This is a genomic window from Streptomyces sp. NPDC017056 (assembly GCF_044332485.1).
In the GTDB taxonomy this organism is placed as follows: domain Bacteria; phylum Actinomycetota; class Actinomycetes; order Streptomycetales; family Streptomycetaceae; genus Streptomyces.
In genome coordinates this window covers 213,453-239,626 of the sequence record NZ_JBIRPD010000009.1, presented here as the reverse complement: position 1 = coordinate 239,626, position 26,174 = coordinate 213,453, and the positions used below count along the sequence as shown (strand labels likewise).

The following is a 26,174-nucleotide window of genomic DNA, read 5'->3' as shown; positions in this document are numbered from 1 at the left end:
GTCCGCGAGCGGGTTCCGGCGGGTCAGCGCATCAGTACCCCCGCCTCCTCGCTCGTCGCCTCCGACGGCACTGCCAGCAGCCCCATCTCGGCCGGGGAGGCCAGCAGCCGGTGTGCGGGCAGGACGCGTACGGTGTAGCCGAAGGAGCCGGTGCGGTCCAGGGCGAGCGGTCCCTCGTAGAGCCAGCGTCCTTCCAGGTCGGGGCCGCCGCTCGGCTTGAGCGGCACGGTCGTCGCGTCCGTGATGCGGTCCGACTCGTCCACCCGGCCCGAGACGACCTGCACCTCCACGTCGTCCGGGGCGAGGTCGCCGAGCGCGACGCGGACCCGCAGGGACAGGGTCGCGCCCAGTTCGGCGCTGCCGTTGGGCGGGGTGCCGGGCGCGCCGACGGGTTCGGTGCGGTCCACGGCCACGGCCCCGGTCTCCACGTGGTCCACCGCGACGCGCGGCCACGCGGCCCTGACCCGCGCCTTCCATTGCGCCAGCTCGGTCGCGGCCTGCGGGGTCAGGGCGCGCTGGGCGCGGGCGGCGGGCGCGTACAGCCGCTCCACGTACTCGCGCACCATCCGTCCCGCCAGCACCTTCGGCCCCAGGTTGACCAGCGTCTGGCGGACCATCTCGACCCAGCGCTGCGGGACGCCGGCCGCGTCCCGGTCGTAGAAGCGCGGCGCGACCCGCTGTTCCAGCAGCTCGTAGAGGGCGTTGGCCTCCAGTTCGTCGCGCCGGTTCTCGTCGGTGGCGTGGCCGTCGGCGGTGGGGATGGACCAGCCGAAGTCCGGCTCGTACCACTCGTCCCACCAGCCGTCCAGGACGGAGAGGTTCAGGCAGCCGTTGAGCGCCGCCTTCATGCCGGAGGTCCCGCACGCCTCCAGCGGACGCAGCGGGTTGTTGAGCCAGACGTCGCAGCCCGGGTAGAGCTTCTGCGCCATCGCCATGCCGTAGTCGGGCAGGAAGACCAGCCGCTGCCGTACCCGCGGGTCGTCGGCGAAGCGGACCAGTTCCTGCACGAGGCGCTTGCCGCCGTCGTCGGCCGGGTGGGCCTTGCCCGCCACCACGATCTGGATCGGCCGCTCGCGGTGCAGCAGCAGGTCCATCAGGCGGTCGCGGTCGCGCAGCATCAGGGTGAGCCGCTTGTAGGACGGCACCCGGCGCGCGAACCCGATGGTCAGCACGTCCGGGTCCAGTACGCCGTCGATCCAGCCCAGCTCGGCGGCGCCGGCGCCGCGCTGCCGCCAGGCGACGTGCAGCCGGCGCCGCACCTCCTCGACGAGCTGTTCGCGCAGCACCCGCCGCAGGTCCCAGACGTCGGCGTCGGGGATGTCGGCCACCGCCGACCAGCGCCGCGAGTCGCCGACGGACAGCGCGTCCTCGGCGCGCCCGGCCCCGATCTGCCGGGCGCCCAGCCGGAAGACCTCGGGCGCCACCCAGGTCGGCGCGTGCACCCCGTTGGTCACCGAGGTGATCGGCACGTCCTCCGGGTCGAAGCCCGGCCACAGCCCGGCGAACATCTCCCGGCTGACGCGGCCGTGCAGGGTGGAGACCCCGTTGGCGCGCTGGGCGAGCCGCAGGCCCATCACGGCCATGTTGAAGCAGTTGGGCTCGCCGCCGGGGTAGGTCTCCAGGCCGAGGGCGAGGACGCGCTCGACGTCGATGCCGGGCAGCTCCCCGGCGTCGCCGAAGTGCCGGGCGACCAGTTCGCGGTCGAAGCGGTCGATGCCGGCGGGGACGGGCGTGTGGGTGGTGAAGACGGTGCCGGCGCGCACGGTCTCCAGCGCGCCGTCGAAGTCGAGCCCGACGGGGCCCCCGGCCTCGCCGGGGCCGCCTTCGCGTCCGGCGTCGGCCAGCTCCCGGATGCGTTCGAGCCCCAGGAAGCCCGCGTGTCCCTCGTTCGTGTGGAACACCTCGGGCGCGGCGTGGCCGGTCAGCCGGCAGTAGGTCCGTACCGCGCGCACCCCGCCGATTCCCAGCAGCATCTCCTGTAGCAGCCGGTGCTCGCTGCCCCCTCCGTAGAGCCGGTCGGTGACGTCCCGCTCGCCGGGCCCGTTCTCCTCCACGTCGGAGTCCAGGAGCAGCAGGGGTACGCGCCCGACCCTGGCCACCCAGACGGACGAACGCAGCAGCCGCCCCCCTGGCAGCGCGATCGCGACCTGGGCCGGCGCCCCGTCCGCCTCCCGCAGCAGCTCCAAGGGCAGCTCGTTGGGGTCCAGGACCGGATAGTGCTCCTGCTGCCAGCCCTCGCGGGAGAGCGACTGGCGGAAGTAGCCGTGCCGGTAGAGCAGGCCGACCCCGATCAGCGGTACGCCGAGGTCGCTGGCGGCCTTGAGGTGGTCGCCGGCCAGGATGCCGAGGCCGCCCGAGTACTGGGGCAGCGCGGCGGTGATGCCGAACTCGGGCGAGAAGTACGCGACGGCCGCCGGCAGCCTGCCGTCCCGGCCGGTCTCCTGGGCGCTCTGGTACCAGCGCGGCCCGCCGAGATAGTCCTGTAGATCGTCGGCGGCGGCGCCCAGCCGGCGCAGGAATCTGCGGTCCCCGGCCAGCTCCGCCAGCCGTTCGGCGGAGACGGTGCCCAGCAGCCGTACGGGGTCCAGCCCCGCCCGGCGCCGCCCGGCGGGGGCTATGGCGTGGAACAGCTCGCGGGTCTCGGGGTGCCAGGACCAGCGCAGATTGCGCGCCAGGTCGCTGAGCGGTCGCAGGGGCTCCGGGAGGACGGGGCGCACGGTGAACCGACGAATGGCCTTCACGCTACGACGGTAGCGGCGGATGGCCGCCCGATTCGCCCCGTACCGCGGAATCCGGTCCGATCCGGCCGCCAACTGCCGCGGTGCCAAACGGCTTTGGCCCGTCACCCGTTCGGCCGATCCGCTCCCGCACGGGCGCGTTCCGGCCACCCGGAAGGCGCCGCTCCGTACGAGGAGGGAATCGGCGCCCCTGCCGGCGGACGGACCCAACGGGGCCCCGAACTCGGCCTGTTCGCACCGGGTGTGGGCAGCGCGTCGGCGTGGAACCCGGGGGACACTGCGAAACGGACCCTCAAGCGGCAGCCGTGGCCCGCGCCCCGGTCATATACCGATCCGCGGTTACGTGCCGGTAGTGCGCGGACGGCCCGATTGCCCGCCCGCGCGCGACGGGAAGGCTTGTGCGGTAGCGCTCTTGCGCACCGCGCCCCACGGCTTCCCGCACCGCCCCCATCCGCCAACCGAGTGAAAGCGGACAGGAGTGCCCATGCCCGCAGCCCGCCCATCCGTCACAAAAACGATAGAAAGGACAGAATCCGGTAGCACTTCACAACCTCCAGGTGACCCCATGATCGGCCGCATCCCCGTGCTGGACCTCCACCCGCTGATCGATTGCGGCCGTCGTCCGGCGAAAGCGGTGGTCGGCGAGACCTTCGAGATCTCGGCCACCGTCTTCCGGGAGGGCCACGACGCGGTCGCCGCCAACGTCGTGCTGCGCGACCCCCTGGGCCGCCCGGGTCCCTGGACGCCCATGTGCGAGCTGGCGCCCGGCACGGACCGCTGGGGCGCCGAGGTCACCCCGGACGTCGAGGGCCGGTGGACGTACTGCGTCGAAGGCTGGTCCGACCCGGTCGGCACCTGGCGCCACCACGCCGGCATCAAGATCCCGGCCGGTATCGACACCGGGCTGGTCCTCGCCGAGGGCGCCGCGCTGCACGAACGGGCGGCGGACGGGGTACCCAAGCGGGACGGCAGGGAAGCGGTGCTGGCCGCCGCCGACACCCTGCGCGACGAACGGCTGCCCGCCGCCACCCGGCTCGCCGCCGCGCTCGCCCCCGAGGTCACCGGCGCGCTCGCCCGCCACCCGCTGCGCGAGCTGGTCACCGCCTCGCGGGCGGCACCGCTGCTGGTGGAGCGCCGCCGCGCCCTGTACGGCTCGTGGTACGAACTGTTCCCGCGCTCGGAGGGCGCGGTGGTGCGCAAGGGCAGAGCGCCGGTCAGCGGGACGTTCCGCACGGCGGCCGAGCGGCTGCCGGCGGTCGCGGCCATGGGCTTCGACGTCGTCTACCTCCCGCCCGTGCACCCCATCGGCACCTCCTACCGCAAGGGCCCCAACAACGCGCTGTCCGCCGGCCCCCACGACGTGGGCAGCCCCTGGGCCATCGGCTCCCCCGAGGGCGGCCACGACGCGCTGCACCCGGACCTCGGCACCTTCGAGGATTTCGAGCACTTCGTCCGTACGGCACGCGACCTGCGCATGGAGGTGGCGCTGGACTTCGCCCTCCAGTGCTCGCCGGACCACCCCTGGGTCGCCGAGCACCCCGAGTGGTTCCACCACCGCGCCGACGGCTCCATCGCGTACGCCGAGAACCCGCCGAAGAAGTACCAGGACATCTACCCTCTCGCGTTCGACGCCGACCTGGACGGCCTGGTGCGGGAGACGGAGCGGCTGCTGCGCTTCTGGATGGACCGGGGCGTGCGGATCTTCCGGGTCGACAACCCGCACACCAAGCCGGTGCTCTTCTGGGAAAAGGTCATCGCGGACGTCAACCGCACGGATCCGGACGTCATCTTCCTGGCCGAGGCGTTCACCCGTCCGGCCATGATGCGCACGCTGGCACAGATCGGGTTCCAGCAGTCCTACACCTACTTCACCTGGCGCAACTCCAAGCACGAACTCACCGAGTACCTCACCGAACTGTCGCGCGAATCGGCCCCGTACATGCGGCCGAATTTCTTCGTCAATACGCCGGACATCCTCCACGCCTATCTGCAGCACGGCGGACGGCACGCGTTCGAGGTACGCGCCGTACTGGCCGCCACCCTCTCGCCGACGTGGGGTGTCTACGCCGGGTTCGAGCTGTGCGAGTCGACACCGGCACGAAGTGGCAGCGAGGAGTACCTCGACTCGGAAAAGTACCAACTGAGGCCCCGGAACTGGGAGACAGCGAGCCGCCAGGGACGTACGATCGCACCTCTCATCACCGCACTGAACCGCTTGCGACGCCGCCACCCGGCACTCCAACAGCTGCGCCACCTCCATTTCCACTCCGTCGACAACGACGCGGTCCTCGCCTATTCCAAACGGGCCGGGAACGGGGTCGGAGCCGATACGGTCCTGACCGTCGTCAACCTCGACCCGCACCACACCCACGAGGCGACGGTGTCGTTGGACATGCCGGAACTCGGCCTCGATTGGCACGATTCCGTCCCGGTGCGCGACGAGCTCACCGGCGAGACCTACCACTGGGGCAGTGACAACTATGTGCGCCTTGAGCCGGGCCGTTCCCTCGCGCCCGCGCACGTGTTCTCCCTGCGACCGTCCTCACCGATCGGAGGGTCACCCAATTGATCGTCAACGAGCCCGTCCCGGACAAGTTCGAGGACACGCCGGTCAAGGACCGCGATCCCGACTGGTTCAAACGGGCCGTCTTCTACGAGGTCCTGGTGCGCTCCTTCCAGGACAGCAACGGCGACGGCATCGGCGACCTCAAGGGCATCACGGCCAAACTGGACTATCTCCAGTGGCTGGGCGTGGACTGCCTGTGGCTGCCGCCGTTCTTCAAGTCGCCGCTGCGCGACGGCGGTTACGACGTGTCGGACTACACGGCCGTCCTTCCGGAATTCGGTGACCTGGCCGACTTCGTGGAGTTCGTGGACGCCGCGCACCAGCGCGGGATGCGGGTGATCATCGACTTCGTCATGAACCACACCAGCGACCAGCACCCGTGGTTCCAGGAGTCCCGCACCGACCCGGAAGGCCCGTACGGCGATTACTACGTCTGGGCCGACGACGACAAGCAGTACCAGGACGCGCGGATCATCTTCGTCGACACCGAGGCGTCGAACTGGACCTTCGACCCGGTGCGCAAGCAGTACTTCTGGCACCGCTTCTTCTCCCACCAGCCTGACCTGAACTACGAGAACCCGGCCGTCCAGGAGGAGATGCTCTCCGCGCTGCGCTTCTGGCTCGACCTGGGCATCGACGGGTTCCGGCTGGACGCGGTCCCGTACCTGTACGCGGAAGAGGGCACCAACTGCGAGAACCTGCCCGCCTCGCACGCGTTCCTCAAACACGTACGGGCGGAGATCGACGCGCATTACCCCGACACGGTGCTGCTGGCCGAGGCCAACCAGTGGCCGGAGGACGTGGTCGACTATTTCGGCGACTACTCCGTGGGCGGGGACGAATGCCACATGGCGTTCCATTTCCCGGTCATGCCGCGCATCTTCATGGCGGTGCGCAGGGAATCGCGCTACCCGGTCTCGGAAATCCTGGCGAAGACCCCCGAGATTCCGGCCAACTGCCAGTGGGGCATCTTCCTGCGCAACCACGACGAGCTGACGCTCGAAATGGTCACGGACGAAGAGCGCGACTATATGTACGCGGAATATGCCAAGGACCCGCGGATGCGCGCCAATATCGGCATCCGCCGCCGACTGGCCACCCTGCTGGACAACGACCGCAACCAGATCGAGCTGTTCACCGCGCTGCTGCTGTCACTGCCCGGCTCGCCGATCCTGTATTACGGCGACGAGATCGGAATGGGCGACAACATCTGGCTGGGCGACCGGGACGCGGTCCGCACACCCATGCAGTGGACCCCGGACCGCAACGCCGGGTTCTCCTCCTGCGACCCCGGCCGGCTCTTCCTGCCGACCATCATGGACCCGGTCTACGGCTACCAGGTGACCAACGTCGAGGCTTCCATGTCCTCGCCGTCCTCGCTGCTCCACTGGACCCGCCGCATGATCGAGATCCGCAAGCAGAACCCGGCATTCGGCCTCGGCACCTACACCGAACTCCCGTCGTCGAACCCCGCCGTACTGGCCTTCCTCCGCGAATACCAGGACGACCTGGTGCTGTGCGTCCACAATTTCTCGCGTTTCGCGCAGCCCACCGAACTGGATCTGCGGACATTCAACGGCCGGCACCCGGTCGAGCTGATCGGCGGCGTCCGTTTCCCGCCGATCGGCGAATGGCCCTATCTGCTGACCCTGGCGGGTCACGGCTTCTATTGGTTCCGGCTGCGGAGGGGGGCGGTCTAGGGGCCGTACCGATGCACGTGCGGGGCGGCGGAAAACCGCCGTCCGTATCCGCCGCCCCGGCGGGTGCGGGCGTTTTCCGACCGCCCCCACGGGCAGTCTCCCTACTACCGCACGGGCCGGGTGAGCCATCGCCGAAACCCCGGCGTCAGGGGTAATCCCCACGGACGCCGCTGCCGTACGGACGATCCTCGCCCGACACGTCCCGCACCGCCGCACAGTCAAGGCCGCATTCCGGGACACTTTGCCCTATCTGTCGTGTGCCCGGGGAAAGGACGCGACGCCATGTCGGAGACCGCCTCGACCCGTGCCATCCGCAGTTCGCATGACCGCCTCTCGACCACCGCGCCCGCGCTGTTGTCCTCACTCGTCCCCCTGCTGAGCGAATGGCTGCCACGGCAGCGGTGGTTCGCCGGCAAAGGGCGGCCGATCACGGGGTTCCAGCTGGTGTCGGCGACCGAGTTGCTGCCGTGCGCGGCGGGTGGCGCCACGCCGGGGCTGCTGCACCTGCTCGTACGGGCGCAGCAGTCGGCGGCGCCCCCCGGCGCACCACCGCAGCCGGCGCCACCGGAGAACCCGGCCGAACCGGCCACCGCCGACTGCTACCAACTCCTGCTGGGCGTCCACAGCGCGCTGCCGCCGCAGCTCGCCCCCGCGGTGATCGGCCGCCCCGCCGGCGGCCCCCTGCACGGCCGCACGGTCTACGACGCCCTGCTGGACGCCCGGCTGTGCGCGCTGCTCCTGGAGCGGCTGCGGGTGCCGGGACGACTCGGCGGGCTGCGGTTCTGCCGGGTGCCCGACAGCACCATCTCCTCGGGCATGCCGGCCCGGCCCCTCACCGCCGAGCAGTCCAACTCCTCGGTCGTGTACGGCGACGCGTACATCCTCAAGGTCTTCCGGCGCACCGCGCCCGGCCTCAACCCCGACCTGGAACTGCCGCTCGCCCTGGCCCGCGCCAAGTGCGGCCGGGTCCCGGCACCCGCCGCCTGGTTCGAGACCGACCCGGACGCGGAGGACGGCGAGCCGGTGACGCTGGGCGTCCTGCAACCGTTCCTGAACGGCTCCGCCGACGGCTGGCAGCTGGCCCTCAACGCCCTCGCCGTGCAGGCCGACTTCACCAGCTCGGCGCGGGCGCTCGGGCACGCCACCGCCGAGGTGCACACCGCGCTGGCCCAGACGCTGCCCACCACCGAGCTGCGCCGCCCCCAACTCGACGCGATCGCCGCCCGGATGAACGAGCGCCTGGTGGCCACCGCGCGGGTGGTGCCCGCCCTGCGGCCGTACTGCGCCCGGCTGCGCGCCGCCTTCGACGAGCTGGCGGCGCTCGGGCACGACGGCCGCGCCTGGGCCGCCCAGCGCATCCACGGCGACCTGCACCTGGGCCAGACGCTGCGGTCCGCCGACGAGGGCCGCTGGTCGCTGATCGACTTCGAGGGCGAGCCGTCCCGGCCGCTGGCCGAACGGCGGCGTCCGCAGCCGGCGGTGCGCGACGTGGCGGCCATGCTGCGCTCGTTCGACTACGCGGCGCGCAGCGGCCCTTCGGGCGGCGACCCGTGGTCGCTGGAGTGGGCGCGGCGCACCCGGGCCGCGTACTGCCTGGGGTACGCGGAGGCCGGCGGGCTCGACCCGCGCTCGGCGCCCGAGCTGATGCGCGCCTACGAGACCGACAAGGCCGTCTACGAAGTGCTCTACGAGGCCCGGCACCGGCCGAACTGGCTGCCGGTGCCGATGGCCGCGGTACGGCGGCTCGCCGGGGCGCAGGCGTCCCGCGGCGCCACCGGCATGGACCCCGGTACGGGTCCGGACCTGGATGTGGCCGATGGGCGCGCATGAAACGGCGGGAGCGGGCCACCCGCAGCTCTACGGAGCACCAGCATCGGGGGGCGCGGGCCCGGCGCGCGCCGGATTCCCGCACCTCAGACATTCCAGACGACCCTGATATCTGACATCTGGCCGAGGAGGCTCCTCTCGTGACCGCCCGTTCGTCGTCCCGCCGCCCATCGCAAGAATCCGCGCCCGCCCGTGGCACGGCCGTCCGGGGCACGTCCCCGGAGGCAACCGCCGGCCGGTCCGGTGTCCCGGCGACCTTCCTGCCGGGGCGGGACGATCCTGCCGGAGCCGACGGAGCCGCTTCTCCCGTGGAGACCGGCCGGTCCGGTGACCCGAGTGCGCCCGCCGAGCGTCCGCCGCACCAGCGCGACCACGGCGAGCCCCTGCCGGAGCCGAGCGGCGGGAGCCGGGGCGTGCGGACCGCGCCGCCGGTGGACCCCGGGGACCGGGAGCGGCTGCTGTCCGGCGCGCACCACGATCCGCACGGGCTGCTCGGCGCGCACCCGGTGCGCGGCGGGGTGCTCTTCCGCGTCCTGCGCCCGTACGCGAAGGGGGTGACCGTCCTTGCGAAGGGCCTGCGCGCCGACCTGCACGACGAGGGCGACGGCCTGTTCGGGGGCGTCATCCCGCTCGCCGCGATCCCGGAGTACGAGCTGCTGGTCTCGTACGAGGACAACGACGTGACGGTGCACGACCCGTACCGCTTCCTGCCCGCCGTCGGCGAACTGGACCTCCACCTGTTCGGCGAGGGCCGCCACGAGGAGCTGTGGCAGGCGATGGGCGCGATGCCGATGGTGCACCAGGAGGTGACCGGGACGCGCTTCACCGTCTGGGCGCCGAACGCCAGGGGCGTGCGCGTCGTCGGCAACTTCAACTACTGGGACGGCACCGGCTTTCCCATGCGCTCCCTGGGGTCGTCCGGGGTGTGGGAGCTGTTCCTGCCGGGGCTCGGCGAGGGCGAGCTGTACAAGTTCGAGATCACCCGGCCGGACGGGACGCGGACGCTGCGCGCGGACCCGATGGCCCGCCGTACGGAGTGCCCGCCCGCCAACGCCTCGGTCGTGCATACCTCGCACCACCGGTGGCAGGACGCGGCGTGGATGGAGCGGCGCGCCGACCGCCCGGTGCACGCGGCGCCGTTCTCCGTATACGAGGTGCACCTCGGCTCCTGGCGCCCTGGCCTGACGTACCGCCAGCTCGCGCAGCAGCTGCCCGCCTACGTCAAGGATCTGGGCTTCACCCACGTCGAGCTGATGCCGGTCGCCGAGCACCCCTTCGGCGGCTCCTGGGGCTACCAGGTCACCGGCTTCTACGCGCCGACCGCCAGGATGGGCACCCCCGACGACTTCAAATACCTGGTCGACGCGCTGCACCGGGCCGGGATCGGCGTCCTGATGGACTGGGTGCCGGCGCACTTCCCGCGGGACGAGTGGGCGCTGGCGGAGTTCGACGGGCGGCCGCTGTACGAGCACGAGGACCCGGCGCGGGCCGCGCACCCCGACTGGGGCACCCTCGAATTCGACTACGGCCGCGCCGAGGTGCGCAACTTCCTGGTCGCCAACGCGGTCTACTGGTGCGAGGAGTTCCACATCGACGGGCTGCGGGTGGACGCCGTCGCCTCCATGCTCTACCTCGACTACTCCCGCGAGAGCGGCGAGTGGACGCCCAACGCGCACGGCGGGCGGGAGAACCTGGACGCGGTGGCCTTCCTCCAGGAGATGAACGCGACCGTCTACCGGCGCTGCCCCGGCGTCGTCACCGTCGCCGAGGAGTCCACGGCCTGGGACGGCGTCACCCGCGCCACCCACCACGTGGGGCCCGGCGGCTTCGGCGGGCTCGGCTTCGGGCTGAAGTGGAACATGGGGTGGATGCACGACTCGCTGGGGTACGTGAGCAAGGAGCCGGTGCACCGCAAGTACCACCACAACGAGATGACGTTCTCGATGGTGTACGCGTATTCGGAGAACTACGTCCTGCCCATCTCGCACGACGAGGTGGTGCACGGCAAGCGGTCGCTGGTCTCCAAGATGCCCGGCGACTGGTGGCAGCAGCGGGCCACACACCGGGCGTACCTGGGCTACATGTGGGCGCACCCTGGCAAGCAGCTGCTCTTCATGGGGCAGGAGTTCGCCCAGGGGGCGGAGTGGGCGGAGGGGCACGGGCCCGACTGGTGGCTGCTGGACCCGTCGTACTCGGCCGAGCCGGACCACCGGGGCGTACGGGACCTGGTCCGCGACCTGAACCGCCGCTACGCGGACACGCCGGCGCTGTGGGAGCAGGACACCCTCCCGGAGGGCTTCTCCTGGATCGACGGCGGCGCCAGCGAGGACAACGTCTTCGCGTTCCTGCGCTACGGCACGGACGGCACCCCGCTCCTGGCGGTCTCGAACTTCTCGCCGGTGGTGCGGCACGCGTACCCCCTCGGCGTACCGGAGGACGTCGCCGCCTGGCGGGAGGTCCTGAACACGGACGAGGCGCGGTACGGCGGCAGCGGGGTGGGCAACCCCGATCCGCTGGTGCCCGACGCGTCCGTTCCGTGGCACGGGCGGCCCGCGTCCGTCACGCCGGTGCTGCCGCCGCTGGCCACCGTCTGGCTGCGGCCGGTGTGACGGCACGGCTCCCGCGGGCCGGGGCCTTCCTGCCCCGGCCCCGCCCCGGCTCCGCCCCGTTCAGCCGCCCATGGCCCGCTTCCAGCCGTCCAGGAAGGGCGCCTCGGCCGGGTCCGGGCGGTCGGACGCGTTCATGACGCGGTGCCAGTACGGGTAGTAGGCGGGCAGCTGGGACAGCTCCGTGAGCCGGTCCGTCTCCGCCGCGGTGAGGGTGAGGTCGGCGGCGGCGAGGTTGTCGCGCAGCTGCTCCTCGTTGCGGGCGCCGATGACCAGGCCGGTGACGCCGGGGCGGCCGAGCAGCCAGGCGAGCACCACCCGCGGGACGGACGTGCCGTGGGCCTCGGCGATCCCGGCCAGGCACTCGATGATGTCGTAGGCCCGCTCCTTGTCGACCACGTGCGGCTCGGGCCAGTCGGTGCCCTGCCGGGTCGTGGGCGGCACCTGCCGCCCGCGCCGCACCTTGCCGCCGAGCAGCCCCTCCCCCAGCGGGCTCCAGACCAGGGTGCCCAGGCCCTGGTCCAGGGCGGCCGGGATGATCTCGTACTCCGCCTCGCGGGCCTCGGGCGTGTAGTAGACCTGCTGGGCCACGGGCGCGACGAGGCGGTGCAGCTTCGCCGTGTACAGCGTCTTCATGATCTGCCAGCCGTTGAAGTTCGAGATGCCGACGTAGCGGACCTTGCCGTCGGCGACGAGCCGGTCCAGCGCGGTCAGCGTCTCCTCGACGGGCGTCTGGCCGTCCCACTGGTGCAGGTAGAGCAGGTCCAGGTGGTCGGTCTGGAGGCGGCGCAGGCTGCGCTCGACCTCGCGCAGGACGCTGTACGCCGACGAGCCGCCCTCGTTGGGCCCCTCGCCCACCTGCATCCGCACCTTGGAGGCGAGCAGCACGTCGTCGCGCCGGCCTCTGAGGGCCTCGCCGGTGATCTCCTCGGCCTGGCCGAAGGAGTACATGTTCGCGGTGTCGATCATGTTCACGCCGGCGTCCAGCGCGATGTCGAACAGCCGCCGGGCCTCGTCGGTGCCGAGCCCGCCGATCTGGGCGAACTGCTCGCGCGCGCCCACGTTCAACGTGCCGAGCACGAGCCGGGACACCTTGAGGCCCGACTGCCCGAGAGTGCGGTACTCCACGGATCCTCCTCGCTCGCCGGTGCCGGTGACACTCCGCGATCAACCGTAGGTGCCGGGCCGGTACGCCGCACGGCGGGCGGTCAGCCCGCGCGCCCCGACAGCTCCGTACGCAGCCTGGCCAGGACCGCCCGCCACTCCCGGCCGCCGTCGCCCGACTCGTCCCACAGCTCGGCCAGTTCCGAATCCGGCGCCAGCACCCGGTCCAGGGCGTGGACCGCGAGGACGGCGAGCTGGGGCGGCGGCGCGGGGACCGCCAGTTCCGGGCCGTACGCGGGGTCGGCGGGGGACGCGCTGCCGGCCCGGGCCGCGGCGGTCAGGGCCGCGGCGGCCACCGCCATCCCGCCTTGCGGGGCCTCCAGGTAGTCCCGTTCGGCGGCGGCCGTGGACAGCACGCCGCGTATCGCGCCGAGCCGCCGGTCCACCGACATGGCGGCCAGTTCCGCCAGGAAATCCGCCGCCGCGTCGCCGTCGAACGGCCCCGTGCCCCACGTCCCCATCAGCTTCCGCCCCTCGCTCGTTCCCACCCCGAAAACGCCCGCACCACCACCGGGCCAACTGCATCGTGGCATCTGCCACTGACAATCGACCCGGCGGCGCGGTACGGGATTCGCGGAGTGGCTCAGCCGCGCGTGGACGCGCTGCCGCTCCCCGCACCGACCGGCTCGCGGGCGGCCGCAGGAGCGGTGTCCGGCTTCTGCGCACGGCGGCGCGGCAGCAGCACGGCGACCAGCACCGTCCCCACGCCGAGCACCACCGCGCCGACCACGCTGGTGTGCGCGACCGCGTCGGAGAACGCCCCGCGCACCGCGTCCGCGACCGCCTGGGCCTGCTGGAGGCCGAGCGCCTGCGCCTTCTCCGGGCCGACCTTGGGCGCGGCGCCCTGCGCGACCTGCTTGCCGACCTCCTTGGCGACCGCGAGCCCGGCGCCCACCGAGTCCTGCGCGGTGGACAGGGCGCTGCCCGGCAGCTTGGGACCGCCGTGCGCCGCCGCTGCCGCCGCGGCGTCGGACAGCTTGGAGGAGTAGGTGTTCGCCAGGACGGAGCCCAGGATGGCGATGCCGAGCGAGCCGCCCAGCTCGATGGAGGTGTCGTTGACCGCGCCGCCGACGCCGAGCTGGTCCTCGGGGAAGGCGCCCATGATGGCGTCCGTGCACGGCGACAGGGACAGGCCGATGGCCAGGCCCAGCACGATGAGCGGGGCGAGGAAGTCCCCGTACGAGGAACCGGCGTCCACGCGGGTGAGCAGGGCGAGCGCGACGGTGCCGCCGACCATGCCGGTGGTCACGGTGATCTTCATGCCCAGCCGCGGCGTCAGGAAGCCGGTCAGCGCGGCGCCCACGAAGACCGCGCCGGCCAGCGGCAGCATCCGTATGCCGGTCTCCAGCGGGGAGTACCCCAGCACGAACTGGAGGTGCTGGGTGAGGTAGTAGAACGCGCCGAAGACGGCGAGGAAGAAGAGGGCGACGGCCAGGTTGGAGCCGGCGAAGCCGCGGTGCGCGAAGCGGCGTACGTCCAGGACCGGGCGCGGGTGGCGCAGCTCCCAGACGACGAACAGCACCAGGCCGACGCCGGCGAGGACGGCGGCGCCGACGGCACGGGCGTCCCAGCCGAAGTGCGGGCCCTGGATGAGCATGTAGATCAGCGAGCCGACCCAGACGACGGACAGCAGGCCGCCGACGTAGTCGAGGCGGTCGCTGTGGCCCGCCTTGGACGCCGGGACGACCAGCAGCGACCCGACGATGCCGAGCGCGGCGACCGGCACGTTGATCAGGAACGACGAGGACCAGCCGTGGTTCTCCAGGAGCGCGCCGGCGACGAGCGGGCCGACGGCGATGGCGAGTCCGGCGGTCGCGGTCCAGATGGTGATGGCGAGCGCGCGTTCCTTGCGCGGGAAGGTGGCGGCCAGCAGCGACAGCGTCGCGGGCATGATCATGGCCGCGCCCACGCCCATCACGGCACGGGCCGCGATGACGCCGGTGGAGCTGTCCACCAGGGCGCCCGCGACCGAGCCGCCCGCGAACACCAGCAGGCCCAGGACGAGGGCCCCGCGGCGGCTGTACTTGTCGCCGACGGCGCCGAGCATCAGCATCAGGGCGGCGTACGGGACGGTGTAGCCGTCGATGACCCATTGCAGGTCGGAGCTGCTCAGGCCCAGGTCGGCGGTCATGTCGGGGGCCGCGACGGTGAGCGAGGTGTTCGCCATCACGATGATCAGCAGGCTGAGGCACAGTACGCCCAGTGCCCACCAGCGCTTCGTATAGGGCCGGTCCCTGTCCTGGTCCGGCCGGGCCTCCATGAGAGACACCCGATTCACCCCTGACGTGTCGATCGGTCTCGACGGCGCGCGACCGCGCGCCATCTTGCACACGGATGTGCAATTACACAGCGGTGTGCAATTTACGACGCTGCACACCCATGTGCAAAATGAGGGAGGAGCGGGACCGTGACCGCACGCGTCCGCCGACCGAGGAGCCGCAGCGCCATGACCGCACTCACCAGCCGGGCCCACGCCAACCGCCGCCGGATCATGGACATCGCGCTGGCCGAACTGCTGCGGCACCCGGACGCGAGCATGGACCAGATCGCCCGCGCCGCCGGAGTGGTACGGCGCACCGTCTACGGGCACTTCCCGAGCCGCGAGGCACTGATCACCGCCCTGACCGACGCCGCCGTGGAGGACGTCACGACCGCCTTCACCGACGGCACGGCCGACCCGTCCGAGCCCGCCGACGTGGCGCTGGCCCGGGCCACCCTCGCCACGTGGAAGTGCGCCGACCGCTACCGGCTGCTCGTCTCGCTCGCCCAGTGCAGCGTCACGGACGCGGGCATCCGGGCCCGCCTGGAGCCGGTACGGCGCCGGGCGACGACCATCCTGACGCGCGGCCTGGAGACCGGGCTCTTCCGCTCACCGCTCACGCCCCGGGCGCTCGCGCACGTACACGAACACACGCTGTTCGGCCTGATGCAGGCGGTCAACGAAGGCGACCTGCGGGCCGAGGTGGCGGGGCACGCGGCAGCCGAGACGGTACTCGCGGCATCGGGCGTACCGGCGGACCGGGTGGCGGAGGCGGTACGGGCGGCGGAGGCGTCGCCTACGGTGGCGGACTAGCCGGACGGGGCACGCGCGTATACGGAAGGGGCTCCCGGACGACCGTGATGGTTGTCCGGGAGCCCCTGCTTTGTTCCTGCTTCGGTTCAGGCGTTCACATTAGAAGATGCCGACGATGTCCCTGGCCCAGGCGCCGTCGCCGATCTTCACGGGGTCGCCGTGAGCCGTCCGGCCGCCCGGGTAGAAGCGCAGGATGCCGGAGCCGTTGTCGCCGCCGGGAAGAGTCGCCCAGAAGTCCGGCGTCTCCTGGCCCGCGGTCGGCACGAACTGGCGGTAGCCCTTGCCCGTGTCGACGACCTTGCCTTGGGCGTTGCCGGCGGACGCGATGGCGGGGACGTCGTCCAGGGACCAGCCGGCGCTTCCGTAGAGAGCAGCCTTGCCGACCGTGGTGTAGCGGGTGCCGCCCTTGGGATCGGCCGTCCGACCGCCCGTGAACAGGGCGAGCTTCCCGTAGCTCGGATCGTTGTGGTCCGCTTGGGGAGTGAGACGGACGAGGAGATCGGGTATGCCGTCACCGGTCACATCGCCGGGCGCCGTGTAAGTGGCACGGCTCCCTCCGGAAGCCCCGAGGCTCTTGCCCGGCTTGAGCTTGTACGTGCCCGTATCGGCGGCCAGCGGGCCTTCGGCCGTCCCGCTGTAAAGCACCATGTCCGTGCCCTCGTTGACCAGCAGGTCGGCTCCGGGCATGCCGTCGGCGTCACCGGGGGTGATGATCTGGTGGGCGTCCTTCCAGCTGCCGGGGACGTTCCAGCGCTGTGCGGCGCCGTCGTTGCAGTCGAAGACCGTCAGGCGGGTGCCGTCGGTGGTGTTCGCTCCCGGCAGGTCGAGGCAGCGGCCCGAGGACGGGTTGTACAGGGACCCGTTACCGCGGTCCAGCCACTCCTGCCCCCGCCCGCCGTTGCAGTCGAACAGCTGGACGGCGGTGCCGTTGGCACCCCGCCCGTTCGGCAGGTCCACACACTTGCCCAGGACGGTCAGCTTGCGGTTGCTCAGCTCGAAGTCCTGCGCACCCGTGCCGTTGCACCCGAGGATGCGGATAGCGGTGCCGTTGTCCGTCTTGGAGGACTCGACGTCCACGCACTTGCCGCCGGGGCCGGTGAGCGGCCCGGTCTGCTTGCCGGTGGGGTGGATCAGCTCCTTGCGGCGATCGGTCAGCGGCATGCCGCTGCCGTCACCCGGATAGAGGTAGACCTTGTTGCCGATCTTGACGATGAAGTCCTCGTAGCCGTCCTTGGTCTGGCCCTCGGTGGCGCTGATGAAGTCACCGCGGTGCGCGATCTGCGCCCCGTTCCAGCCGCCCGAGTCGACGACCCGGCCGTCCTCCAGGCTGCCGTCGCCCTTGCCGCCGTAGAAGCGGAGGTTGCCGCTCTTGTCGGTGGCCACCATGTCCACGTAGCCGTCACCGTCCAGGTCGCCCGGAAGGTCGCCATGCACGCTGCCGTCGGGCGCGTGCACGAAATCCGGCTCCTTGGTGGAGATCAGCGTGGTGTCCGTCTCCGAACCGTTCTGCCCGGCGTACGGGGAGAGGTTGCCCGCCTTGTCAATCGCCTGGACGTGCAGCCGGTTCTTGGGCCAGACGCCGGGGGTCACCGTGATGGTCGCGGCACCGAGCCAGTTCGCCTTCACGAACGTCCCGTTGGAGCACTTGGTGTTCGCGGTGGCCAGCGGCTTGTTGAGGGTGTAGCAGAAGCCGTCCAGGCCGAAGGTGTCACTGGATTGCAGCTTGATCTTGCGGGGCTGGCGAGCGGCGACCTCGGGCGTGTCGAGCGGGTGGCCGTCCGCGGCGGTCACCGTCGGCTTGGCGGGAGCCGACAAGTCGGCATTGAAGCCGCACTGGCTGGTCCACGCCGAGCTCTCGATGCCATCGCGAGCCTGCACGTGCCACTTGTAGCGCTTGCCGTCCACCAACTTGGACATCGGTACCGGTGCCTGGGCGGTACCGCCCGAATTCACGTCGGCAGTCAGTTCCATCACGCCGTCCCCGCCGTACTCCCAGACCGAGAACGCGGCCGTGACCCTGCCGCCGTCCGGGTCGGAGACCTTGGCGGTCAGCGTGAGGTCGTTACGCCCGATGGTGGGCCAGGTGACCGGGTTCTCGTCACACGCCACGTTCAGGTTGTCCTCGCCTCCGGGGCTCCACGGGCCCTGGAACGCGGCAAAGGAATTCACCTTGGGAGCACGGTTGTAAGTGACTTCGAGATGCGGGTTGTTGTGGAACTTCTTCCAGCTGCTGACCTGCCCCTCGTAATCCGAGCGAGCACGCAGGCCGAAAGTCAGGTTGGCATCGCCACCGTCGGCGGCACGCTGCACCAGACGCTTCAACGCGTCGCTGTCGAAGTCCTCGCCCTCGCCGCCCTTGCACTTGCTGCCGTCACCGGTCCAGCCGTGGGCGAAGGACTTGCTCTGCAACGTCTCGTTCCAGCTGGGCTGGTTGTCCCAGGTGGTCGAAGGGGATATGGGCCCGGTCCAGCCGAAGTCCACCGGAGTGGGCGAGCACGACCAGGAGTAGGAATTGAGGACGTTGAACGTCGCGCTCATGATCTTCGCGCCGTCCAGCCCGTCGGTGTCCATCTGGAAGTACGAACGCGCGGTGCCGTTCGTCCAGTCCTCGTGCCCGATCCGGGCGAGCTGGTCCGAGAACCCGCCGCCGTTCCAGAAGGACGTTCCGGAAAGCGAGCCGCCCTTGGTGTAGGCGATGGTCCAGGCGTTGCGCCCGCCACCGGAGAAAATGGGGTCGATGGTGACCGGGAACACCGTGTCCGGGTCCTTCATGAACTCCGCGTCGGGCGCGATGCGCAGGGTGTCACCGACGACCCTGGTCGGCATCTCCTTCACCTTCGACGGGACCGCCTCCGCGCCGGGCCCGTTGTGCTGCGGCTGCTCGCTGTCACCATTTCCCGCCGACACGGAAGCGACGGAACGCTTCGCCCGGGCGGCCCTCGGCTCCGGAGCGGCCGCCTGCGGCGCCCCTGCCGACTTCTCGTGCGAGGAGTCCCACATGACAGGGGTCGGCGCGCTGAACAGCTCGGTGCCGTCGGGGGCAGTGACCGTCAGCTTGCCCTTCCCGTCGGCCTTGAGATCGGCCCCCGCGCTCTTCACCCCGTAGGTGAGTTCCCGCAGCTCGGGCAGTGCGGCCGCCTCACGGGTCTTGACGACCAAGTACTGCGCGAAACCGTCGACATCGGCCTGGATACGGAGGTCGACGCCGGGCAGCACGTCGGCGTACACCGCCGAACGGCCGTCCAGACGGGGCTCGGGCAGCGGTTTGGGCCAGGTGATGGAGAGCGACTTGCCCTCCTTTTCCATGGTGGCGAGCGGCGCGTCGCCACCACCGGAGAAGGACAGCCCGAAGGTGGCGGCGGCCGGCCCGACGCGCCCGTCCGCGCGCTTGCGCATGGTCGCGTCGGCGTCCTGCCACTCGCCACCGACCTTGGCGAACGCGGGACGGATGAACTCCCGCCGGGTGAAACTGCCGTCCGGATTGGCAAGCACCTGCCGCGTCTCGGCCCGCTTGCTCATCACCTCGACCGGCTTACCGGACTCCGCGGCTTCCCGAACGGCGCGCCCCTCGGGCGTCTCGTCCTGCGCACCGTCCTGCACGGCGGCCCGCTCGGCCCCCGGCGAGGCGAAGACCGGAAAGGCCCCGGCCATCGACGCGCCGACACTCAACGCGGTGACAACGCCGACGAGCGACGCCCGCCGTCTGTACCGGTGTTTACGACTTGCTTGATAAGGCACGGGTGGTACCCATCCTCTTTCTCTCATACGGATGACAAAGGGGCGCTGCCCGGCGACCCGACGTGACCACCGGGCAGCGCATGACCTAAGGGTTAATCACAACCGGATATGCAGCGGTTGTTCACCCAGGAGCGATCCACGTTGTCCCATTCGAACAGGGCGGAGAAACCGTATTCGCCGTTCATGTGGTCCCGGGCGATGGTCTTCGGTTCACTGTTGCGACGGTATTGCACCGCCTCCATGTCGGGGTAGGAGTTACCTTCCCGGCGCACCGAAACCGTGGAGCCATTGGCCGCGATGGAGAGATTGTTGTCCACGGCGCCGGCCGGCGCCACCGGCTGCACGCCGTGCACCCCGAGATTCAACATCTCCGAATTCGAATCCCGCTTCTGCAGAACATTGATACCGACCCTGGTCAGCTCACTGGTGGCAAACTCGTGAAACCAGTTGTCGGAATCGTCGATGACCAATGGGTTGGCGTCCATTCTCCTCGGAAAAGTCATGTTGCCACCATAGAGCGGGGCAACCGCGAGATTATCCGGATTGAGGTGGGACGGCGCCACCTTGAAAACCACGTCGCCGGATGCGGTGTCCCAGAAGACCACCATCCGGTAGGCCTGGTCAGGGTCGTCCGAGAAGTCCCGGTCATCTCCCAGAAGAATGCCCGACATGAAGGGGCCGGCGACTTTCATCGCTTCACGGGTGTGAATGAAGTAGCGGACCATGACGATGCCCCGGTCCTTGCCCTTCCCCACGTTGAAGCGACCTGTCTGTGTGCCCTTCGGGCCGTCGTCCCACATCTGCCGGGAAGCAGAGTGATACGACGACCTGCGCTTCTTACTCCAGGAGGAGTACTCGTGAAGCGGCGCTCCCCCAGCCGTGTTCTCCGCAAGGAAGACAACGCTCAGCCCGAGGTCGAAGCCCCAATCACCCATCGAATACTTACCGCTCGGGTCACTGTTGGTCACCGGGTTGCTGTTCGCATACGCGTACCCGTTGACCTGCTGGGGATTGTCCGTGTTGAGCAGGGGGTCGCCGGAGACGAACTTTCCGTTCTCCGCGTCGTATTCGCGCGCGCCGACATGCGTCAGCCCGGTCGACGTGTCCTTCGTGCCGCCGACGAAGCCGTGTTCGCTGGGCCAGGCGTCCGTTGCGGGCTGGGGGCCCCGGGCGGTGCCGAAGGGGCCGCTGTTGCGGCGGGAGTACTGCATCGACTGGGCGTCGATGGTGAGTTCCGGTGTGCCGTGGTGGTCGCTGAGGAGGAACGACAGGGTGCCGTCCGACGATGCGACGACGGTGCTGTTCTTTACGGTGTAGAAGCGCTTTCCGCTGACCTTGTCGGTCTTGGTGTCGAGCTTCAGTTCCTGGCTGTCCAGGTAGAGGGTGACCGCTCCCGGGTCCCGGCGCAGCAGGCGTTTGCCGTCGGCGTCGTAGAGGAAGGTGGAGGTCTTTCCGTCGATGGTCGAGGAGGCCATGCGGCCCTCGGCGTCCCAGGTGAGCTTCTGGTCGCCCTCCGCGGTGACGCGGCGGGTGGTGTTGCCGGCCTTGTCGTATTCGAAGGAGTCGTCACGTGCGCCGGGGCCGGAGATGCCGACCGTGTTCATGGCGTGCGGCAGGGGCTGGCCGGGCTTGGGGTAGGTGTACTTGCGCTGGGTGTCCTTTGCGTTGTCGCCGGCGGGGTCGTGCCGGGTTTCGGTGGTGCGGTTGCCGATCGCGTCGTAGGTGTAGGAGTGCCAGTACGGGTCCACGCCGCCGACCTTCGGGGCGGTGCCGTCAGCCGGCTGGGCGGCGCAGTCGTCCGCGGCCGTCCAGGCGTCGGTCAGGCGCTGGGCGAAGTCGTAGGTGTAGCACTGGGTGTCGGTCGACTTCTTGTCGTCGCGGTCGTTGCGGATGCGGGTGATGTTGCCCACGGGGTCGTAGGTGTAGGTCTTGTGGTCGAGGGTCTGCGGGCCGTTGGCCTCCCGGTCGTTGGTCACCGTGTCCAGGCGCCGGGTGGCGGGCTGGTAGACGTAGGTCTGTACGGCGCGGTGGCCGACGTCGCCCAGGACGGTCTGGAGCAGTTCGCCGGTGGGCGAGTACTGGTTTCCGGTGGAGTAGACCTTGCCGTTGCCGCTGAGCGAGGTGGGCAGGCCGAATTCGGTGTAGCCGTGCCGGACGGTCTCGGCCGCCAGGCCGCCGCCGGCCGGGTAGCTGGTGGTCGCCGCCAGTCCGGTGTTGGGGGTGTAGCTGCTGGTGAAGGTGTAGCTGCCGGCCAGCTTGCCTTCCGCCTCCGGGACGGTGACCGTCGAGCCGGTCGCCCGGCCCGCTACGTCGTAGCCCGTGACGGAGACGGAGTAGGCGTTGCCCTTCTCGTACCGGACGGAGGAGCCGAGCAGGCCCTTGCCGCCGTCGAGGGTGTCGTAGTTCCACTCGGCGAGCTTGTCGCCCTTGTCGCTGTCCTTGCGGACGCTGGTCCTGCGGCCGAGTTCGTCGTAGGTCGTCGCGAGCGTCTGCCCGCGGGCGTCCTTCGTGGTGGCCACCTGGCCGTCGGGCGTGTAGGTGGTGGTGACGGTGCCCTTGTCCGGGTCGGACGACTTGATCCGGTGGCCGCGCAGGTCGTACTCGGCCGTCCAGGTGTTGCCGACCGTGTCCACCAGCTTGGTGAGGCGGTCGGCGGAGTCGTAGGTGTACTTCAGCGACTCGTAGGTGTCGGCGGCGGCGCCCAGCTCGGGCTTGCCGTTCTTGTACTGCCGCACCTCGACCGGCTTGTCGTGCGCGTTGACGAGCGTGAGCTTGGCGGTGCCGCCCTTGGGCGGTACGGTCGCGGTCCAGTTGCCTCCGTAGGAGGTCGTGGTCCGCCACTGTTCCACGTTCAGCGACTTGGTGACCGAGGCGGTCGTCCGTCCCTGCCCGTCGTATTCGGTCACTGTCTGCTGCGGGACCTTGTTGTCCGCCACGGACAGGACGACCGGTGCGGTGGCTCCTTCGTTGTAGTACTCGGCGTTGGTCTTGTACTGCCTTCCGTGGCTGTCGTAAAGGGTGTCGCTGACGATCCGGCCCTTGCCGCCGTGGGCGTCCGTCTGCTTCTGGCGGGCACGCAGCAGCCCGTCGTAGATGGTGAGCGCGGTGCGGTACTTGCCGTTCTCCAAGAGGGTCTTGGAGGTCACCACGGTCGGGCCGTCACGCCGGACGTTGTAGGAGAACTGGACGTCCGCCGGTTCGGACTCGGCCCGGCCCGGCTTCCACGCGGCGGTCAGGCGGCCGAGCGCGTCGTACCGCTGGATCGTGCTGCGACCGTTGGCGTCGTTAGCCTTGATGGTCAGTCCGCGCAGTCCGTCCATCTCAGCTGACTTCACGTACCCCTTGGGGTCGGTGGTCGTCACCTTCGTCGGCTGGGCGCCGCTGGACGGCGTGTAGTCGGTCCTGGTCTTGCGGCCGGCCGCGTTGGTCTCCTCGACCGTGCGCCCGGTGGCGTCGTAGGCGACGACGGACGTGGTCACGAAGACGGGCTTGCCGCCGTCGAACCGGTCCAGCTCGTCGACCTTGGTCGGGTTGCCCCCGCCGGGTTCCGGCGCCTGGCCGTGCGCCTTGCCGTCGTACGCGGTGTGGACCTCGTTGAGGGTGTTGTCCGCGTTCGCCGGGGTTCCGCAGGTCGCGTCGGTGCGCTGGAGCGTTGCGGGGTAGGACAGCAGCCAGTTCTTCTCGTCGGCGGCGAACGTCGTGCGGGTGCACATCTCGTCGCCTTCGACGGCCGTGTCGCCCTCGTCGGAGGTGGACACGATCTGGCCGTGGTCGTTGAACTCGTTGGTCGACTTGGTGGTGCGCCACTTGCCGTCGGACAGCAGGGTGCGGGAGATCTCCTCCTTGGTGCCGACCTGGCGGGCCACGAGGTCGGTGGTGCCGGCCCGGGTCTGGGTGCCGGTCTCCTTGGACCACGGACGGTTGAGCGTCGAGGCCGAGACCTTGCCACCGTCCTTGTCGTACGTGGCGGTCTCCAGGGTCACACCGGCGTACTGTTCGGCGTCGGTCGTGGTGGCGCCCGAGGAGTCGGTGACCTTCGCGCCCTCGATGCCGCGCAGGAACACCGCCTCGCTCAGCGTCTTGTTGCTGGTGCCGGTGCGGGTGCGCACCTTGCCGTAGCCGCGGTAGTCGCTGTAGGTGCGGTGCTTGGCCAGGGTGAACTCGTTGGTGTCCTTGGCCCAGGCGATGCCGTCGAGGTACTCGTACGCGGTGGTCTTGGGCTCGGCGCCCGCCACCTTGTCGTTCTCGGTCACCTTGGTCACCACGTACTTGTGGAACCAGTCCTTGACCGGGTCCACCGCCGCCGTCGGCGTCCAGAACATCGGGTAGCAGCGGCCGGTGTTGGACGCCGGGTCCGGCGTCTTGCCCGCCTTGCACTCCGGGGCCGAATAGTCGATGAGCGTGTCCGAACCCGTCTCCGAACTGATCCGGGTGAGCCGGTACTTGTTCATCGGCGGCCGGCCCTCGTTGCTGTCCACCCGGTTGGGCATCAGCGTGCCGCCGAAGTCCGCCTTCGGCATGCTCAGCGCCGTACCGCCGGCCTTGCCGGTGCGGGTGATGGTCGACAGCCACAGCGAGGGGCCGCCCGCGTCACCGACGCCGGGGAACTGGTGGGTCAGCGTCCAGGTGTCCACGTCCTGGTAGCCGTCGCCCTTGCGGGCCTGGGTGGTGACCGTGGACAAACGCTTCTTCGACCAGAAGGTGGGCGAGCCGTTCATGCACTCCTTGCCCTTTTCGCAGAACTGGTCGAACGGGGTGTCCGGCCAGTTCTCCGCGTGCTTCTTGTCGAACGCGCACTCCGTGGCCAGGCACCGGTCCGCGGTGCCGAACAGCACCTTGGCCGCCGGCTGGGCGTCGTAGACCTTGCCCGCCCGGTGCCCGTACTCGATGCGCGCCAGCTGCCCGCCGCGCACATACGTGGCGTCCGCCTTGGGCTTGGAGGTGTGGGTACCGCCGGAGTTCTTCGCGTAGGCGTTGGTCTCCTGCTCGTAGAAGAACGCCATCGCGTTGCCGTGCACATCGACCACATAGTCGAGATTCCAGCGCCACGCCTGGTCCTGAACGGAGTCCTTGAACGCGTCCTTGTGGCCCGGCTCGCCCTCGTGGTTGCCGAACACCGGCACGGTGTTCGCCGACTTCGTCTCGGCCTTGCCCTCGGACCAGCCGGGCAGCCGGTTCTTGCCGAAGAAGTACTGGGTACCGTCGGTCGTGGTGACCTTCCAGTACTCGTTGTCGTCGTCACCGTTGCCGGTGTCCGCCGCACTGCCCGTCAGATGCTCGATCCGCGAACCGTCATCCGCCTGCGGCTTCCACTCACCGGTCTTGCCGTCCTTGACCAGCGCCGTGTTCGTGCCGCCCAGCGACAGCATGGCGTTCTCGGACTTCCAGCAGAGGTCTCCCGCTTCCTTCGGAGCGTTGGAGCCCTTGCCGTTGTCGTCCTTGCAGGCCATGTACTGGCGCTCGACGAAGCCCATGTCCAGGCCCCAGCCGTCACCGACCCAAGAAGCCTGGTTGTTGGACGACGCGGTACGGCCGTCGATGGCCGCCGAGGAGTAGCTGAGCCCCAGCTTGGGCTTCAAGGGGCCGGGGACCGACGGCACCTCCATCGGGTACGACCAGGAGAAGGCGCCCGCGTTGCCGCCCGCCTTCCAGGAACCGGAAGGGGACAGCGGCGTCGCCGAGAAGTCCCCCTCGCCGCCGGAAGGGGCGGCGCTGGCGGCCAGGACGGTCGCGGCCGCGGACCGTACGGACATCGTCCGCATCTGCGGGGCCTTGCCACCGGCGTCCTCGGGGCCCGCGGGGACGTCGACCTCGGCGGTCACGGTGCCGCTTTCGGAGTCGTTGTCCGTCCGGAGAGGCGTGGCGGTGCGGCACTCGGCCTTCTCCGGTGTGTCCAGGACACAGGCCGGCAGCTGTACGAGCCGCAGGCGCGCGCCCCAGTTGGCGCCGTACGCGTCGCGGAAGGCGTTGTAGTCGAGCTGGACCGAGGCACGGCCGGAGGTGGTCGCGCCGTCGCTGCGGCTCACGCTGAGCAGTACGCCGTCGACGCCCGCCCGCTGGGTGGCTTCGCGGTCGGCGAGCCGTACCTTCACCTTGGCGGGCCGCTGCGGCGCGTCCTCGCCGTTCTTCGCCGCGGCTGCCCGGCGGACGCGGGTGGCCGGCTCCGCCTGCTTGCCGCCGGCTTCCCCGCCGGCGGCCGGGGCGACCTTCACCGGCAGGTTCCCGGCGGGCTTGTGGGCCGTCGCCGTGCGGCCGAGTGCGGCGGTCTTGACGGCCGCCTTGCCGCCGTCGTCCAGGGTGACTTCACTCTCGCCGGCCTTCGGCCAGGCCACCTTGGGCGGCGTCCACGGGTTCTTGTCCGTGTCGCTGAGGGGTGTGGAGGTGTCCGGTGACAACGGTGTGCCCGGTACGGACGACGTCTCCTGTACGGGGCGCAGCTTGAAGTCTTTCGCCCCGTCGGCCCAGGCGAGTTGGCCCGGGAGCAGTGAGACCACCAGTGCGCCCGCGAGCAGGGCGCTGATCGTGGTCAGGGGCCGCGATGTCGCGGGCCCGCCAGGTATGTCCTGGTTTCGAGGATGAGTCTCCGGTCTGTGACGGAAGCTCAGGGAGCGCGCTCTATGGCGCTGCATGGTGTCCCCCCAGATCTTTCTTTGTGATCGTCTCGAAGCGAGACGGAAAGGGGACGATATGCAGTCGGGGATCTAGTGGCAACGTTTCACGAGGAGTCTCCCGTAAACGTGATGGGGGTGTTATGGCACCATC

The 26,174-nt window shown here is 70.4% G+C and carries 11 protein-coding genes; 5 read left to right on the top strand and 6 right to left on the bottom strand.

The features are described 5' to 3' along the window. Positions 1–23 precede the first annotated feature (23 nt). On the bottom strand, positions 24–2,741 hold the full coding sequence (glgP, locus tag ACH4OW_RS18570; RefSeq protein ID WP_398028941.1) for an alpha-glucan family phosphorylase: 2,718 nt from the start codon (positions 2,739–2,741) through the stop codon (positions 24–26). Positions 2,742–3,303: 562 nt separating this feature from the next. Between glgP and ACH4OW_RS18565 the strand changes: the two genes are divergently transcribed. The 4 genes from ACH4OW_RS18565 to glgB all read left to right on the top strand — a co-directional run bounded on the left by ACH4OW_RS18565 (position 3,304) and on the right by glgB (position 11,440). Then, on the top strand, positions 3,304–5,307 hold the full coding sequence (locus ACH4OW_RS18565; RefSeq protein ID WP_398028939.1) for a maltotransferase domain-containing protein: 2,004 nt from the start codon (positions 3,304–3,306) through the stop codon (positions 5,305–5,307). Next, entirely contained in the window at positions 5,304–7,004 is a 1,701-nt protein-coding gene (gene treS, locus ACH4OW_RS18560; protein ID WP_360135469.1) for a maltose alpha-D-glucosyltransferase, read from the top strand. The genes ACH4OW_RS18565 and treS overlap by 4 nt, the downstream gene beginning before the upstream one ends. A gap of 282 nt (positions 7,005–7,286) precedes the next feature. Next, positions 7,287–8,834 carry a maltokinase gene (locus ACH4OW_RS18555; protein ID WP_398028936.1) on the top strand — a complete coding sequence of 516 codons (1,548 nt, stop codon included), beginning with the start codon at positions 7,287–7,289 and terminating at the stop codon, positions 8,832–8,834. 380 nt (positions 8,835–9,214) lie between these two features. Next, a complete protein-coding gene (gene glgB, locus ACH4OW_RS18550; protein WP_398029088.1) occupies positions 9,215–11,440 on the top strand; it encodes a 1,4-alpha-glucan branching enzyme in 2,226 nt (741 codons plus the stop codon). A 60-nt stretch (positions 11,441–11,500) separates the two neighbouring features. Here glgB and ACH4OW_RS18545 read toward each other — a convergent pair whose 3' ends face one another. The 3 genes from ACH4OW_RS18545 to ACH4OW_RS18535 all read right to left on the bottom strand — a co-directional run bounded on the left by ACH4OW_RS18545 (position 11,501) and on the right by ACH4OW_RS18535 (position 14,861). Continuing rightward, complete coding sequence (locus tag ACH4OW_RS18545) at positions 11,501–12,565, bottom strand: aldo/keto reductase (protein ID WP_360135475.1); 1,065 nt, start codon at positions 12,563–12,565, stop codon at positions 11,501–11,503. An 80-nt stretch (positions 12,566–12,645) separates the two neighbouring features. Continuing rightward, a complete protein-coding gene (locus tag ACH4OW_RS18540; RefSeq protein WP_398028934.1) occupies positions 12,646–13,062 on the bottom strand; it encodes a DUF4259 domain-containing protein in 417 nt (138 codons plus the stop codon). 122 nt (positions 13,063–13,184) lie between these two features. Continuing rightward, positions 13,185–14,861, bottom strand: a complete 1,677-nt coding sequence (locus tag ACH4OW_RS18535) for an MFS transporter (protein WP_398029087.1) — start codon at positions 14,859–14,861, stop codon at positions 13,185–13,187. Positions 14,862–15,047: 186 nt separating this feature from the next. Here ACH4OW_RS18535 and ACH4OW_RS18530 point away from each other — a divergent pair, with 186 nt between their 5' ends. After that, positions 15,048–15,674: a TetR/AcrR family transcriptional regulator gene (locus ACH4OW_RS18530; RefSeq protein ID WP_360135479.1), complete on the top strand. Its 627-nt coding sequence runs from the start codon at positions 15,048–15,050 to the stop codon at positions 15,672–15,674. A gap of 99 nt (positions 15,675–15,773) precedes the next feature. Here the strand turns inward: ACH4OW_RS18530 and ACH4OW_RS18525 are convergent, their stop codons facing one another. Together ACH4OW_RS18525 and ACH4OW_RS18520 are read right to left on the bottom strand one after the other, a co-directional pair. Continuing rightward, positions 15,774–19,343, bottom strand: a complete 3,570-nt coding sequence (locus ACH4OW_RS18525) for a ricin-type beta-trefoil lectin domain protein (RefSeq protein WP_398028932.1) — start codon at positions 19,341–19,343, stop codon at positions 15,774–15,776. A gap of 161 nt (positions 19,344–19,504) precedes the next feature. Further along, positions 19,505–25,906 carry an RHS repeat domain-containing protein gene (locus ACH4OW_RS18520; RefSeq protein WP_398028930.1) on the bottom strand — a complete coding sequence of 2,134 codons (6,402 nt, stop codon included), beginning with the start codon at positions 25,904–25,906 and terminating at the stop codon, positions 19,505–19,507. Between the last annotated feature and the right edge of the window lie 268 nt (positions 25,907–26,174).